The organism is Myxococcales bacterium (assembly GCA_016717005.1).
Lineage (GTDB): Bacteria > Myxococcota_A > Polyangia > Haliangiales > Haliangiaceae > UBA2376.
In genome coordinates this window covers 67,568-82,643 of sequence record JADJUF010000039.1, presented here as the reverse complement: position 1 = coordinate 82,643, position 15,076 = coordinate 67,568, and the positions used below count along the sequence as shown (strand labels likewise).

Below are 15,076 nucleotides of genomic sequence, written 5' to 3'. Positions count from 1 at the left end.
GCGCGCCATGGTCCGCGGTCTCGCCCGATGGACCCCGAGGGGCGAGCCCCGATCGCGCGTCGACCTGCGCTCGACCGAAAAGGCGAAGCGCTCTGCGCTAACGTGGGCGCGATGCACGAGCCCTCGCCCGCCGCGCTGGACCCGGTCGACGAAGAGCGCCACGCCACCAACCTCGAGCTGTTCCTCGACCTGGTGTTCGTGTTCTCGGTCACCCAGATCACCGGGCTGCTCGCCCACGATCTGACGATCGCCGGGGCCGGCCGCGCGGCGCTGCTGGCGCTGCTGGTGTGGTGGCTGTGGTCGCAGTACACGTGGGCCGGCGCCGCGGTCGATCTGCAGGAGCGCGCGGCGACGCGCCTGCTGGTGCTCGCGACGATCCCGGCCGCGCTGGTCATGGCGATCGCGCTGCCGACCGCGTTCGGCGCCGGCGGCCGCTGGTTCGGCGTCAGCTACCTCGTCGTGCAGTGGCTGGTGCTGGCGATGCAGGGCGCCGACGCGGTCAAGGCGCCGGACACCCGCCGGGCGTTCCTGGCCTACGCCTCGGTGGCGTCGATCGCGCCGGCGCTGGTGCTGATCGGCGGCTTCCTCGACGGCGACGCCCGCCCGATCGCGTGGGCCGGCGGGGGGCTGGCCTACCTGGTCGCCGCGCTGCGCGGGGCCTCGGGCGCGTGGACGCTCAACCCCGGCCACTTCGCCGAGCGCCACGCGCTGTTCGTGATCATCGCGCTGGGCGAGGTGCTGGTGGCGGTCGGCGCCACCGCGACCGACCTCGGCCTCGACGGCACGACGCTGCTGGGCGTCGGGGTCGCGGTCGCCGGCGCGTGCGTGATCTGGTGGACGTACTTCGCGTTCATCCCCGAGGTGGTCGAGCACGTGTTGCTGACGGCGCAGGGCGCGCGCCGGGGCGTGCTGGCGCGGGACCTGATGACGCTCGGCCACTACCCGATCGTGGCCGCGCTGATCGCCTACGCCGTCGTCGCCAAGCACGTCAAGCACCCGCACGACCCGCTGGGCGTGGCCGATCGCTGGCTGCTGGCGTCGTCGGTGGCGCTGCTGATCGGCGCCTACCTCCACATCCAGCTCCGGGCGGTCAAGCGGATGGCGCCCGAGCGGCTCGCGGCGATCGCGGTGGTCGCGGTCGCGTGCGGCGTCGGGGGCGCGCTGCCGGGCGCGGCGCTGCTCGGCGGCGCCGCCGCGGTCCTGGGCACGGCCCAGGCGATCACCTGGCGGCGGTTCCGGACTGGCGAGCTAGCTCACATCGGGCGCAACCGCTGATCGCGGTTCGACCACGTCGACGGTGTTTCGGCGCCCGCGGGCGCGCGCGGTGCGATACCCTCGCGCGATGCGCTGGCCAATCCTCGTGCGCGTCGCCGCGCTGCTCGTCGTCGGCGCGTGCGCGGGCGACGGCGACGGCGGCGATCCGGGGCGGGTGACCCTGCACCGCCTCAACAACGTCGAGTACAACAACACCGTCCGCGATCTGCTGGGCACGACGCTCACGCCCGCGGTCGACTTCCCGGCCGACGATCGCGGCTACGGCTTCGACAACGTCGCCGACGTGCTGCGGCTGTCGCCGCTGTCGCTGGAGCTGTACGAGGCCGCGGCCGAGGCGCTGATCGCCGACACGCTCGCGACGCCGACCGCGTCGACCACGCAGTCGTTCGAGATCATGGGCGACGCCTCGGTCGGCAACATGTCCGGCACCGGCTGGCTGTTCTTCTCCAGCGGCACCGCGTCGATCACCGTCGCGACGCCGATCGCCGCGACCTACCGCGTCACCGTGCGCGCCTACGGCCAGCAGGCCGGCCCCGAGCCGGCGCGGCTGTCGATCGAGGTGCCCAACCAGCCGCCGGCGATCATCGACGTCACCGCGGTCGCGGCCAGCCCCGGCGACTACGCGATCACCGTGCCGCTGCCGGCCGGCAACGCGCTGGTGACGGTCGGCTTCGTCAACGACTACTACGACGCGACGCTGGGTGATCGCAACCTGTGGATCGACGGCGTCACCGTCGAGGGGCCCCTCGACGGCCCGGTCATCGACGGCGGCCGCCGCGCCCGCGTGCTGATCTGCCCGGCGCTGGCCGACCGCGCGTGCCAGGCGTCGATCGTCACCGGCTTCGTGCAGCGGGCGTGGCGGCGGCCGCCGACGCCGGCCGAGGTCGCGCAGCTGCTGGCGCTGGTCGACGTGGCGATCGCCGACGGCGACACGCCCGAGGCCGGGCTGCGCCTGGCGCTGCAGCAGACCCTGGTGTCGCCGCACTTCTTGTTCCGGGTCGAGGTCGATCCGGAGCCGGGCTCGCTGGTGCCGCACCCGCTGACCGGCTGGGAGCTGGCGACCCGGCTGTCCTACTTCCTGTGGAGCAGCATGCCCGACGACGAGCTGTTCGCGGCCGCGGCCGCGGGCACGCTCGACGATCGCGCCGAGCTGGTGCGGCAGGCCCGGCGCATGCTGGCCGATCCCAAGGCGGTCGCGCTCACCGACAACTTCGCCGGCCAGTGGCTGTTCATCCGCGCGCTCGGCGACCAGGACCCCGACTACCAGCTGTTCCCCGAGTACGACCAGGCGCTCGAGGACGCGATGCGGGCCGAGACCCGCCGCTACTTCCAGGCGTTCCTGACCGAGGACATCCCGATGGATCAGTTCCTGGTCGGGGACTTCACGTTCGTCAACGACCGCCTCGCCGAGCACTACGGCCTGCCGCCGGTCGGCTCCGACGAGCTGGTCCGGGTGTCCCTGGCCGACTCGCCGCGGCGCGGGTTCCTGATGCAGGGCAGCTTCCTGCGGGTGACCTCGCGGCCCAAGCGCACGTCGCCGGTGCTGCGCGGCAAGTGGATCCTCGACAACCTGCTGTGCACGCCGCCGCGCCCGCCGCCGCCCGGGGTCGAGGGCCTGCCCGACGGCATGACCGCGACCGGCTCGATCCGTGACCGGCTCGAGGCCCACGTCAGCAACCCGATCTGCGCGAGCTGCCACCGGGTCATGGACCCGCTCGGTTTCGGCCTCGACAACTTCGACGCGATCGGCCGCTACCGCACGATGGACGCGGGCTACCCGATCGACGCGTCGGGCGCGCTCGCCGACGGCGAGGCCTTCACCGACGGCCGCGAGCTGGCGCAGTTGCTGGCCGCCAACCCGGCGGTCTACCGGTGCATGGTCGAGAAGCTCTACACGTACACCGGCCGGTCGCCGTTCCGGATCGAGGCCACCGAGCAGATCGACGCGCTGACCCAGCGCTTCATCGATCACGGGTACATCCTCGGCGACCTCATCATCGATCTGGTCACGTCGCCATCGTTCGTGTCGCGCCGAGGTGAGCCATGAGCGTCAGCCGTCGTCGATTCCTGGGTGGGGCCGGGGCGTTGATCGCCCTGCCGTGGCTCGCGTCGCTGGGGCCGCGCACCGCGCGCGGCGCCGCCGCGGCCCAGCGCAAGCGCTTCCTCGCGTTCTACCTGCCGTGCGGCATCGTCATGAGCAACTGGACGCCGGCGGCCGAGGGCCCGGCCTGGTCGTCGCCGATCCTGGCGCCGCTCGAGCCGTACCGCGCGCACACGCTGGTGCTGACCGGCGTCAACAACACGCCGGGGCGGTCCGACGGCGGCGGCGATCACGCGGCCGGCACCGGCGCGTTCTTGACGGCGACCCACGTGCGCAAGACCGCGGGCGCCGACATCTTGAACGGCGTCTCGGTCGACCAGCTGCTGGCGCCGGTCCTGTCCGAGGGCCGGCCGTACCCGTCGCTCGAGCTCGGCACCGACGGCGGCGCCGCGGTCGGCGACTGCGACACCGGCTACAGCTGCGCCTACGCGCGCTCGATCGCCTGGGCCGGCCCGACGACGCCGCTGCCCAAGCAGACCAACCCGGCGGCGGTCTTCGATCGCCTGTTCGCCGGCTACGATCCTGACGCGTCGGCCGCCGAGGTCGCGCGGCGCCAGCGCTACCGCACCAGCGTGCTCGACACGTCGCTCGACCAGGCCACGTCCTTGCGGGCGTCGCTGGGCAAGACCGATCAGGCCAAGCTCGACGAGTACCTGACCTCGGTGCGCGAGCTCGAGGGCCGGGTCGCGCAGCCGGCCAGCGTGTGCCGCCCGGGCGAGCGCCCGGCCTCGGGCCTGTCGTTCGCGGCGCGCTCGCGGGCGATGATCGATCTGATCGCGATCGCGTTCGAGTGCGATCTGACCCGGGTCGCGACGTTCATGCTCGGCAACGCCGGCTCGGGCAACGCCCACCCGCAGATCGGGATCACCGAGTCGCACCACGAGCTGTCGCACCACATGGGCAACACCTCGAACCTCGACAAGCTGACCCAGATCAACACCTGGGAGATCGGCGAGCTGGCCTACCTGGCCGGCAAGCTGGCGGCGATCGACGACGGCGACGGCGCGACCGCGCTCGACAACAGCGTCGTGTTCTGCTCGTCGGAGATCGAGGACGGCGACGCCCACCGCCACTCGAACCTGCCGGTCGTGGTGCTCGGCGGCGGCGGCGGCACGATCGCGACCGGCACCCACCGGCGCGCGGCCGGCGCGGCCATGGCCGATCTGTTCATCGCGCTGATGACCGGCCTGGGCCGGCCGACCACGACCTTCGGCGACGACGGCACCCGGCCGCTGCCGGGCGTGCTGGTCTAGGTCCGTCTCCGCGCTACGGCGGCGCCGGGAACTGGGTGTAGTCGAGCCAGACCCCGGCCAGCGGGGCCTGGGCGTGGCAGCGGTTCCAGCACGCCGCGCTGTGAGTCTCGGCGCCGCCCGGGGTCGCGGCCTTGGTGAACAGCCAGCCGCCCTCGTCGGCGGGGTCGGGGCCGGCTCGCAGCTTGCGCATGATCGCGACGTAGCGCAGCGCGCCCGGGCGGCCGCCGTCGTCGTCGCGGATCTCCTTGACCAGCACCGCGTCGGCCTCGATCGGGCCCGAGGTCCGGGCGACGTCGTTGACGTAGATGACGCGGTAGCTGGCGCCGTGGCCCGGCGCGTCGCCGTAGGTGTCGACGCGGTACCAGGTGGTGTAGTCGCCCAGCGGCGGCGGCGACACGTCCTCGGCGCACGCGGCCACCGTCAGCGCCAGCGCCGCGGCGATCGCCCTCACCGCAGCCCCGCGGTCACGGTGATCTGGCCGAGCCCGATCTCGATGAAGTCGTCGGTGCCCTCGGGGCCGTCGACGTCGGCGCCGTCGTCGAGGCGCGCGGTCAGCAGGTACGTGCCGGGCGCGATCGCGGCGGTGTCCCAGGTGACGACCGCGCGGCCGCTGAGCAGGTCGGCGATCGGGCCGACGCCAGCCTGGCCCTGGGCGTTGACGACCGGGCCGAGCACGCTGCCGACCACCAGATCGCGATCGGCGTCGCGCAGCTCGTACGCGAACGTGATCACCGCGCCGGCGCGCCCGACCTCGGTGAAGGTCAGGGTCGGCGGCGTGTTGTCGGGGCGGCCGGGGCCGCGCGGCGCCTTGAGCGAGCCGTCGACGAGGCCGGCCCAGTTGCGCAGCACCGCGATCTCGTCGTCGCCGAGCGTGCGCCCGGGCGGCATCGCCAGCTCGCCGGGCGCGCGGATCGCGGCCTTGGTGCGGCGGGCCAGGATCGTGGCGTTCTCGCCGGCGCCGCGGATCAGATCGCCCGAGGCCAGGAGCGTCGCGCCGTAGGAGTCGAGGCGGAAGCCCGGCGTGGCGAAGCCGCTGGTCGGGTAGCCGTGGCAGCGCACGCAGTTCGCGGCCAGCACCGGCATCACGTCGACCTGCCAGCTCGGCTGGCTGGGCACCGGATCGGTCGCGCACGCGAGCGTGACCACGAGCGGCGTGACGAGCAGGGCGCGCATCGTCCTCACAGGTAGTAGTGGAGCTGGAGCAGCGCCAGCAGGTTGGGGTGGGTGGTGTCGCCGCCGGTGGCCTCGGCCCGGCCCAGCAGGTGGGCCTCGACGTGGGCCCACGGGAACGCCTGCAGGTTCAGCTCGAGCGCGTTGCGGGTGGTGCCGCCGAAACTGACGTCGGGCGCGAACCGCTGCACCGCGACGCCGACGAGGTAGCCGGGCAGCATCACGCGCGTGACGCCGAGGTAGCCGACCAGCTGGTAGCGCGTGAAGCCGCCGTCAGTGATCGTCTGGCGCTGCAGGTCGACCTCGGCCAGCGCCATCAGCTTGGGCCCGGCCAGCCAGCGCTTGGCGACCGCGCCGACCAGGTAGCGATGATCGGCGGGACCGAACGTGACCCGGGCCTGGCCGGCGAGGGCGCCCTCGCCGTCGGCGATCAGCCGCTCGGCGTAGGCGGTGCCGCCGCGCGCGCCGGCGCCGCCGCCGGTCGCGGGGATCGGGTTGCCGACGAACGCCGACGCGAACAGCTCCCAGCGGCCGCGCGCCAGCGTGCCCTCGAGCGCGTAGGGCTCCTCGAGCAGGTACATGTCGAGGTGGCGGCGCGGGTACGCGGTGTGATCCTGCGTGCGCACGCCGAGCGTCGGGAAGAACCGGCCGGCCCGCACCGACCACGCGGCGCCGTCGGGCTGGTACGCGAGGTAGTGCTGGCGCGACGCGAGGTAGTTGAGCGCCGTCGCGCCGGCCGGGCGCCCGCGCGCGGCGCCGTTGCCGCCGACGGTCAGGTTGAGCGACACCGGCCCCAGCGCGGCGCGCGCGTAGAGGTCGGCCTGCATCGGGAACGCCAGCACCTCGGCCGCCTCGCCGTCGAGCTGCTTCCCGCCCAGCGCCAGGCGCACGTCGCCGCCGAGCGCCAGCCAGCTCGGGGGCGCCCAGGCGCCGTGCAGGAGCGCGCCGTCGCCGCCGAGGCTGATCGTGTCGCCGACCTCGCCGCGGCCGTAGTCGGTGAGCAGGCCGCCGCCGCTCGGCGCGACGTGGCACTCGCTGCAGCGGGTGGCGCCGGTCGAGAGCTGGAGCTGCGGGTACGCGGCCGCGGCGCTGGCCAGCGCGGTGAGCGTCAGCACGATCAGCGCGAACTGTACGGCCCGCGCGGTCAGTCGCACGTCGCGCCCTCGAGGATCCAGCGCTCGATCACCGCGATCTCGCCGTCGGGCAGCGGCACGTCGGGCGGCATGATCGTCGTGCGCTCGCCGCGCAGCAGGTACATCAGGCGCGAGCTCTCGGGGTGACCGGGCCGGACGAAGTTGCCGATCGGATCGCCCGGCAGGACCGGCGCGCCGCACACCCGGCCCACCAGCACCGCGTAGGCCGAGGCGCTGGTCGACAGATCGACCGCGGCCCGCGCGGTCGCGCGGCTGTGGCAGCCGGCGGTCGCGCACGCCGGCTCGAGGACCGCGGTGTGGACGTAGGCCCACGACGCCGGGCGATCGTCGGCGGTCTCGCACGCCGCCAGCGCCAGCGCGAGCGCGAGCGCGGCGACCCGCGCGCGGGCGTGAGGACGTTCCGTCGACAAGGGCCGCAGGGTAGCGCAGGTCGTGCGCGTCGGGGCGGTCAGCGGCGGCGACGTCGGCGGCTCGCGACCGCGGCCACGATCAACGCGAGCGCGCCCGCACCGGCCGGACCGGACCCGGCGCCGCAGCCACAGCCGCCGCCGTCGCCGCCGCCGGGGCCGGCGACGCAGCGGCCGCGCGGATCGCACAGCTCGTCGCGCGGACAGTCGTCGGTGGTGCGGCAGTCGAAGGTGCAGGCCGCCATCGTCGAGCAGTACTGGCCGGCCGGGCAGGCGTCGTCGCCGGGGCAGCCGGTGGACGCGTCGGTCGGCGGCGGCGGCTGGGCGCCAGCGAAGCACACGTTGACCGGCATCGACCCGGCCGAGGCCGGCGCGCAGTGGTGGCTGAGCGGGCAGTCGGCGTTGCTGTCGCAGAAGCGCGAGCAGTAGCCGTCGGACAGGTCGGCGACCGTGAACAGGCAGAAGTCGCCGCACTCGACGTAGTCGTAGTTGCACGGCGCGCCGATCGGATCGATCGCGCCGTCGCACAGCCGGCCGGCCGCCGTGGTCGTGCAGGTCTGGCCGGTCGGGCAGCCGCTGCCGGCGGCGGCGCACTCGTCGCCGGCGGTCGGGTAGATCGTGCACAGGCCGAGCTTGTCGTCGGCCGACGGCACGCGCTGGCCGGCCCACGGCGTCCACGAGTAGTACATCGTGTCGTGGGCGCGCTGGGTGTGGCCGAGGCCGCTGAAGTGCCCGAGCTCGTGGGTCAAGACCGCCTGCAGATCGAACGTGCCGCTCGCGGCCAGCGCGCCGCTCGGGCCGATCGCCCAGTGGAACTGCTCGCCGTTCATCGCGACGTCGGCGGTCTGCTGGCCGTCGAGGATCGTCAGCGCGGTCGCGCCGGCGGCCTCGGCGCCGTAGATCCAGCCGCTCTCGATGAACAGGATCGCGTTCTGGCCGTCGATCGCGACGCCCAGCGTGGTCGGCCCGGCGTCCTGGAACGTCAGGGTCGAGCACGGCACGTCCTGCCAGGTCTGGAACGCGGCGTGGATCGCGGTGGTGACCTCCGGCATCGTCAGGTCGTCGCTGCCGGCCGAGTTGATCAGGTACGGCACCGGCATGCGCGCGGCCGGCCAGATCATGCCGTTGTGCGCGAACGCGGCGTCATCGGGCCGCGGCCCGGGCAGGAACACCGGCACGCCGGCGATCGTGCGCTGGTCCCACTTGCCCTGGCTCCAGCCGTAGACCCGCCAGGTGACGCCGCCCGGGTTGTGGCGCAGGTAGAAGCGCGCGCGCTCGCCGACGCGGTAGCGCGGCATGCCCAGGATCTCCTGGCGTACGCGGCCGAGGTCACCGCCGGGCTGCACGATCGTCAGCGCGGCGCCGTCGTCGGCGGCCAGCGTCACCACCGTCTCGACCCGGGTGCCGTCGGCGCTCCAGCGCGGGGCCAGGGCGGTGACCGTCGCGGTCGCGACCCGCTCGGCCCCGGCCTCGAGGTCGGCCGGCGTCAGCGGCAGCACGACCGACGCCGCGGCCGGCGCCGCCAGCGCCGCCAGGATCACCGCCGCCAGCGCGCGCCGCATCAGGCCTTGCGCCGACGCCGCGTCACCAGCAGCCCGACCGCGCCCGCCAGGCCCAGCGCGCCGAGCATGCCGCCGGTCGTCGTCGCGCCGGTCGAGCAGCAGCCGCCGCTGTCGCCCTCGGCCGCCAGGCACTGGCCGAGGCTGTTGCAGGTGCCGCCGCCACAGTCGTCGCTGGTCCGGCACTCGAACGTGCACGTGTGCAGCTGCGTGTCGCAGAACTGCCCGACCGGGCACTCGCTGTTGCCGTTGCAGCCCGTCGTGCCCCCGTCGGGGGCGCCGGGGCCTGCGTCCGGCGAGCCGGGGCCCGCGTCGGGGCCGCCCGGGCCCGCGTCGGGGCCGCCCGGGCCCGCGTCGGGGGAGCCGCCGGCGTCGCTGACGATCGCGCGGAGGATCCAGTCGCCGGTGAGGCCCAGCGTCTGGGATGTCACCCAGCCGATGCCTTGCGCGAGGATGAAGTTCCTCCCCGCGCTGATGCTGCCGTCGTCATCGCGCGCGATCGACGGCAGTCCGGCGTGCTGGAACTCGATCCCGACGCGGAACTGCATCGGCACCACGACGTTCATCCCGGTCAGGTCGAGCGACGACAGGTTGTCGTTGGAGCCGGTGAGCTGGAAGTCGCCCTGGAACAGCTCCGCGCCCGGCGTGGTCGCGCCCGCCGAGTCGTCCCAGACATGGAGCGTGATGGTCTGGGTCGAGCTGGCGCCGCCGAACAGCAGCACGACCGACTGCAGCGTGCGGCCAGCGGACGGCGCGATGAACCGCGACGCGCCGATCTCGGTGGCGACGAAGCCGCCCTGGAAGCCGGCTGCCTGACCGTTGACGAAGCCGTCGTTCTTCAGCTCGAGCTGCGCCCGGGCCTGGTTGGCCCCGAGGCACAGCGCAGCCATGACCGCGATCGCGGTGAAAAGTCCCTTCATCCGATCGATCCTGCGCCCAGGAGCCGGCGCGACGCAACAGCCTGATGCGGCAGGCCGGTTCGGCGTGACGCGACCGGCACGTCGGTTCGGCGTGACGCGACCGGCACGTCGGCGCATCGACCGGCTCACCCCGTCGCCCGCAGATTTCAACATTCGGCGCACGAGACGCAACCGCCGCGCCGAGCGGTCGATAGCCAGGGTGACCCCCCTCGACCCAGTTCGACGTACGATGAGCGGCCCCCGCAGGGACCGCGGAGGCAGCTCGATGAGCCACGACCGCATGCAGGGCAACGGCAACACCGGCGCGACGACAGACACCTGGACCGGTGACCGGACACGGTCGCCCGAGGTGATCACGCCCGAAGCCGAGGCCGCCCACCAGGCCTGGTGCAACGAGAAGCTGGTGCAGCTGATGGCCGAGCCGATCCCGGGCCGCGATCCGTCGACCGTCCACAGCGCCGCCGAGCGCGGCGTCGCCGCACCGACCACCGCGCTCCCGCACGCCGACCCGATCCAGCGGGCCTTCGGCGATCACGATCTCTCCGGCGTCCAGGCCCACGTCGGCGGTACCGCCGCCGACGCCTGCGCCGACATGGGCGCCACCGCCTTCGCCTCCGGCAACCACGTCGCCTTCGCCGACGCAGCCCGACCTGCACACCGCCGCCCACGAGGCCGCCCACGTCGTGCAGCAGCGCGCCGGCGTCCAGCTCTACGGCGGGGTCGGCGCCGCCGGCGACGCGTACGAGCAGCAGGCTGACGCCGTCGCCGACCGCGTGGTCGCCGGCCAGTCCGCGGCGGACCTGCTGGGCCCGGCCGCGACGAGCCCGCGGGGGCCCAGCGCCAACGTGCAGCAGCGCAAGGCGAATGGGACTGAAGCGAGCGACGCTGGCTTCCATCCGGAGATCAAGCCCGCGACGCAGACCGTCACGCTGAAGAAGGGTGAGCGTCGATCGATCCGCTTCGACGTCACGAACCGCGACGAGGCTCCCACGGGGACGAAGTTCCACTGGGAGCCCGAGCCCGTCACCGACCCGGACACGGTCTCGATCCTGAAGGTCGAGGAGCGCGAGAGCGCCGCGCCGACGCTGGTGGTCAAAGGGCGCGCGGCGGGGATCTCCGACGTCGCCCTCGGCGTGCTGATGACCGACCACGAGTGCCACCGCCACAGCCTCGCGTCGCCGCGCGTCCGCGTCGAGGTGGGGCCGCACCTCGAGCGAGCGAACGCCGAGCTCGAGGCCATCGATCGCCGGCGGCTCGACGGCGAGGAGGTCGACGAGGTCCGCGAGCTAGCGGCGAGGAACGAGGCGATGAGCGCCACCTCCGAGGAGATCAAGAAGACGGGCCACGGCGAGCACGCCTCGACGAACCGGATAGCCGGCAACGTGCTCCGGAACCTCAACATCATCCGGAACGCTCGAGCGCAGGGCTACCACAACGCGTTGACCCACCTGAGTCTCGCGCAGCTGGACTCCCGCGATAGCTCGAGCACCCGAGCCTTTGCGCTGTCCCTGGCGGGCAACCTGACATGGGCGCTCTCGGGGCTGCTCGCGATCACGCCGGCCGGCGCCCCGGCGGCCCTGGCAGGGTTCTTCGCCATGCAGGCCGCGACCCGCGCGACCTTGCTCGCGACGGCGGTGGGCGCCGGCGGCGCAATGCTCGCCCAGTTTGCCAATGGTCTGCCGGCCTCGAGCACCGGCGGCAACGTTTCGGGGCCGACGATCGCGCTGGAGAATCAGCTCGCCGCGATCAACACGATCGTCTGCAACCAGGCAGAGCATGACTTCTACCATCTCCTGACATCGCTGATGATCGCGTATCCGCCGACCAAGGCCCACGACGCAGAGCAGTACGAGGCGGAGCTCCAGCTCTGGATCAGCCACATGCTCTATGGCGACATGCTCGTCCGCGCGGGAGCCGACGCCGCGAAGGTCGGCGATGATGTCGTGGCAACCATCGCCAGAGATGAACTGCTGCGTCATCTCGCGATCTCGACTGGGACGATCGGCGCAGGCGGCGACGTGGTCTCGACCCGGCTGGATGCAAACGGGATGGGCAAGCTCACGGAGTCCGCCGTCGGGCTGCTCGGCGGGTCGGCGCAACTGGAGCTCGGGCGCTACGAGCTGGTTCACGAGCAGATCGACCGGTTCTTCCGCGAGTTCGGCATCCAGGCGCCGATCGATCGCGGCGCGATGGACCAACAGCTCAGCGCCGGGCACGACGTGGTGCTCCCGATCTCGTGGTACCCCGAGGCGATGGAGAGTCCCCTTGCCGGCGGCCTGCCAAATCGATGGAAAGGGATGGTCGAGCGGCAAGGCGGATTCGATCCTGATCATGCGACGAGCCGGACCGCCTTCCGATGCTTGGCGGCGTAGGGCTGCCATGCAGCTGTCCACCGGTCGGACAGCGCGAGCCCGCGCATCGCGAGGACGCCGGCAAGGCCAACCTCCCATGCTTGACCGGGGCGCTTGACGCGTTGCTGCATCTGCCAGCAGGTCCGGGCGCCCCCGATGGGCAGGTTCCGGCGTAGTGCTCGCGTAGCGCATCCGGGCTTGCGTGGCGGATGGCTGAGGGCGGCGCACCCCGGCGCCACGGTGCCACGGCCTGGGAGCTTCGCGGCAGGCGGCGCACTCCGCCGGGTGGCGAGGCCCGCGCAGCTCGGTACCAGCCCTTCCAGTCGTGATCCCCGCTGCGGCATCGACGACCCGTCGAGGTAGCCCATCAGGTGCTGAGTCGACGAGCACGACCGACGAGAGGGGAGGCGCAAGCCACGCCCCACGTGCCGCTGCGACTCGCATTTGAGAGCCCCGACCCATGCCATTGATAGTGGTGGTCCCGGCTGCCGGCCCGCCATCCGATGGCCGCAGCTGACGGACCCGTGCGAGTGACATCCCGGCCCAGCCGGGACCCCAGTGTTTTTCGAGGAACCCCTGGCCCGACGATGCGCGGTCTGGCGACGCCGGCTCCGCGGCCCAACCGCGACCCGAAGCCCCGGAGTGGTGGCGCCCCGCGACCTAGGTCCGACGAGCTGCGCACGACCCACCCCCGCACCATCCACACCACCGATGACCTGGCGAGGCGACGCGCGTCCTCAGACCGCACGGCGCCGGCGCCCACGGTCCCGCCCCCAACGCAGCTAATTCCCCCCCAGGAACCGGTTCGCCACCCCACCCCGGATGACCCCTTGGGTGGTCTCGATGCGACCCTCGGTCATGTTGCTCGAGGCGTTCGTGGGCAGCGAGTTCTCGCACGGCTTTCAGGTCTCGCTGTCGACGAAGGACCTCGAGAGCGCGGCAAACGGCAAGGACGGCGCGACGGCGTACAGCGCCAAGCGATTCAAGCTGCGGGCTCGTGCGGTCGAGGGCGACCGGGGCGACCCCGTGTGGCCGCACGGCCCCATGCCGTCGGGGGACGTGGAGATCGAGTACCGGACATGAAGACCTCAATCCGCGTTGGTCTCGCCGTGGTCGTCGTGTCGTGTGGTCGCGGGAGCGTGCCGCTGGTAGAGCCGCCATGTCCCATTGGCGCGGTTCCTGTCAAGGGCATCGTGGGAGCGCCAGGCTACGTGGAAGACTGCTTGCTGCGCGGCCCGATGGTGCCTCACGGGCCCTACCGCTACTGGGAGGCCTGGGACGGTCGTGGGGCGCAGCCGGCGGCATCGATCGAGTACGTCAGCGTGTTCGGGAAGATCGATGGAGAGTGGGTCCACCGCCGCAGCGACGGAACACTGGAGAAGCAAGGACGCTATCGGTTCGGTACCCGAGTCGGGCCGTGGCATGAAGACGACGAGGCTGGTCGGCGGATCCAGGAATGGACCTTCGACGATCAGGGCCGCGTGCACGGCCTCGATATCGCGTGGCGCGACGGCACCCTGGTGTCGGTCTGGTGCTATTCCCACGATACCTGGGTGTGGGGGACCGGCCCCGACGTGCCACTCGAGCAAGCTCGGAGCCGGCCGTGTCCGTAGGGCGCGCCGTGGCCGTTCCGGTTGCTGGCCGCCTCGACCAGCGTGGCAATGACCCGAGCGGGCGGTGGATCCCACGGCGAGTCGATCGTGGTGCGCGACTTCTCCTACGACGTGGACGGGAACATCGGCCGTCGGACACCATGAAGCGGCGTCGTGCGGTTGTGCCGTCGGCGGTCGTGGCCTTTACACTCGCCGCCTGCGGTCAGAGCCGGTCACAGCCGCCGCCTCCGCCGCCTGAGGTCGAGTTCGAGGAGCTGATCGCAGCAAACGCAGATCGCGTCGCATGGCTCGATGCACTTCGCCCAGACCGAGGGCGCGGTTGCGACGCTGAACAGATCGCCACGGCGATAGAGATCGCGGCCGGCACCTACGCGTGGGACGACGCCATCAGCCGCCACCCGGATGAGCCACGGTCTCGGGTCTTCCAGCGGGAACTCGCCGACCGGGCGACCGCGCGCATGTTCGTCGACATCGACATGTGCCTCATACAGAAGCCGCGTCCCGCTGCGCTGGCGCTGCGCGGCGCGCTTGATGCCGCGCTGGCCGCGCCGGCACGGCAAACGGCGCTGACGACGATGATCGACGCTGGCGGCGCGGCCCGCAGCAAGGCCCTGACCTGGCTCACGCGCGCGCCCACCCGGGAGATGCGCCCGCGGTTGGCGCGCCTCGTGGAGTCCGATGGCCAGCTCGCCCGCGGGGCATATCTCGCCTCGGTCGAGATCGGTGAGGCATTTCCGGCCAGCGACGACTGGCGGGCGTGGATCCGTGACCGGCTCGTCGACGACCAGCCCGAGGCCATCGACGCGCTCCTGGCTGCCGGCGCCGGCGGCTCGCCTGATGGAGCGCCGCGAGTTGTGGACCTCGGGGCACGGCAGGCGGCGATGCAGGCGGCCGTGGTGGCGCTTGCGCTGGCGTCCGGACCGACTCCGGCGGGGCTTTGGCCTGCGATCCTGACGTTGTCGCAAGATCCGGATCCGGTCATCCGACGGTACGCGGCCCGAATGATGACGACCCGCGACCCCGAACAACGCCGCCGCTTGGATGAGTTGCGCCACGACCCCGACCGACTGGTGCAGCTCACGGCGGCGTGGGTCGGCGGGTGAGTGCGCCGGGCTCGGCGCAGTCCATCGCGGGGAGAGGGGACGGTGTCAACTTTGACAACTTTTCCCCGAGGGCGCGGCCAGCCGTCAGCGATTCCGCTCGGCGACGTTCCGCGCGTGGCCGGCAGGGCGTGATCCTCACCGGCGCGTCCGGGCCGGCCGCGGGCTGGACG

General features: G+C 72.9%; 12 protein-coding genes and 1 pseudogene. 7 read left to right on the top strand and 6 right to left on the bottom strand.

Translation table 11 applies throughout. From position 1 onward, the window contains the following. Nucleotides 1-111 precede the first annotated feature (111 nt). The 3 genes from IPL61_31370 to IPL61_31360 all read left to right on the top strand — a co-directional run bounded on the left by IPL61_31370 (nt 112) and on the right by IPL61_31360 (nt 4,629). Complete coding sequence (locus IPL61_31370; protein MBK9035701.1) at nt 112-1,275, top strand: low temperature requirement protein A; 1,164 nt, start codon at nt 112-114, stop codon at nt 1,273-1,275. 67 nt (nt 1,276-1,342) lie between these two features. Continuing rightward, nucleotides 1,343-3,322, top strand: a complete 1,980-nt coding sequence (locus IPL61_31365) for a DUF1592 domain-containing protein (protein MBK9035700.1) — start codon at nt 1,343-1,345, stop codon at nt 3,320-3,322. Beyond that, nucleotides 3,319-4,629 carry a DUF1552 domain-containing protein gene (locus IPL61_31360; GenBank protein ID MBK9035699.1) on the top strand — a complete coding sequence of 437 codons (1,311 nt, stop codon included), beginning with the start codon at nt 3,319-3,321 and terminating at the stop codon, nt 4,627-4,629. The genes IPL61_31365 and IPL61_31360 overlap by 4 nt, the downstream gene beginning before the upstream one ends. 13 nt (nt 4,630-4,642) lie before the next feature. Here IPL61_31360 and IPL61_31355 read toward each other — a convergent pair whose 3' ends face one another. The 6 genes from IPL61_31355 to IPL61_31330 are packed head-to-tail and all read right to left on the bottom strand — an operon-like array spanning nt 4,643 to nt 9,839. Beyond that, nucleotides 4,643-5,080 carry a hypothetical protein gene (locus tag IPL61_31355; GenBank protein ID MBK9035698.1) on the bottom strand — a complete coding sequence of 146 codons (438 nt, stop codon included), beginning with the start codon at nt 5,078-5,080 and terminating at the stop codon, nt 4,643-4,645. Further along, nucleotides 5,077-5,802 (bottom strand): hypothetical protein, encoded by a 726-nt coding sequence (locus IPL61_31350; protein MBK9035697.1) that lies wholly within the window; start codon nt 5,800-5,802, stop codon nt 5,077-5,079. The genes IPL61_31355 and IPL61_31350 overlap by 4 nt, the downstream gene beginning before the upstream one ends. A 5-nt stretch (nt 5,803-5,807) precedes the next feature. Beyond that, nucleotides 5,808-6,914 carry a hypothetical protein gene (locus IPL61_31345; GenBank protein MBK9035696.1) on the bottom strand — a complete coding sequence of 369 codons (1,107 nt, stop codon included), beginning with the start codon at nt 6,912-6,914 and terminating at the stop codon, nt 5,808-5,810. A gap of 29 nt (nt 6,915-6,943) precedes the next feature. Continuing rightward, nucleotides 6,944-7,363 (bottom strand): hypothetical protein, encoded by a 420-nt coding sequence (locus IPL61_31340; GenBank protein MBK9035695.1) that lies wholly within the window; start codon nt 7,361-7,363, stop codon nt 6,944-6,946. 38 nt (nt 7,364-7,401) lie between these two features. Next, on the bottom strand, nt 7,402-8,922 hold the full coding sequence (locus tag IPL61_31335; GenBank protein ID MBK9035694.1) for a matrixin family metalloprotease: 1,521 nt from the start codon (nt 8,920-8,922) through the stop codon (nt 7,402-7,404). Next, entirely contained in the window at nt 8,922-9,839 is a 918-nt protein-coding gene (locus IPL61_31330) for a hypothetical protein (GenBank protein MBK9035693.1), read from the bottom strand. Before IPL61_31330 ends, IPL61_31335 begins: the two co-directional genes overlap by 1 nt. Nucleotides 9,840-10,104: 265 nt before the next feature. Here IPL61_31330 and IPL61_31325 point away from each other — a divergent pair. From IPL61_31325 to IPL61_31310, 4 genes and pseudogenes are all read left to right on the top strand, one after another. Then, nucleotides 10,105-12,211 (top strand): annotated as a pseudogene (locus IPL61_31325) (DUF4157 domain-containing protein). Nucleotides 12,212-13,048: 837 nt separating this feature from the next. Beyond that, nucleotides 13,049-13,273, top strand: a complete 225-nt coding sequence (locus tag IPL61_31320) for a hypothetical protein (protein MBK9035692.1) — start codon at nt 13,049-13,051, stop codon at nt 13,271-13,273. Continuing rightward, entirely contained in the window at nt 13,270-13,803 is a 534-nt protein-coding gene (locus IPL61_31315) for a hypothetical protein (GenBank protein ID MBK9035691.1), read from the top strand. The genes IPL61_31320 and IPL61_31315 overlap by 4 nt, the downstream gene beginning before the upstream one ends. A 140-nt stretch (nt 13,804-13,943) precedes the next feature. Further along, on the top strand, nt 13,944-14,906 hold the full coding sequence (locus tag IPL61_31310) for a hypothetical protein (GenBank protein MBK9035690.1): 963 nt from the start codon (nt 13,944-13,946) through the stop codon (nt 14,904-14,906). The last annotated feature ends 170 nt before the right edge of the window (nt 14,907-15,076 follow it).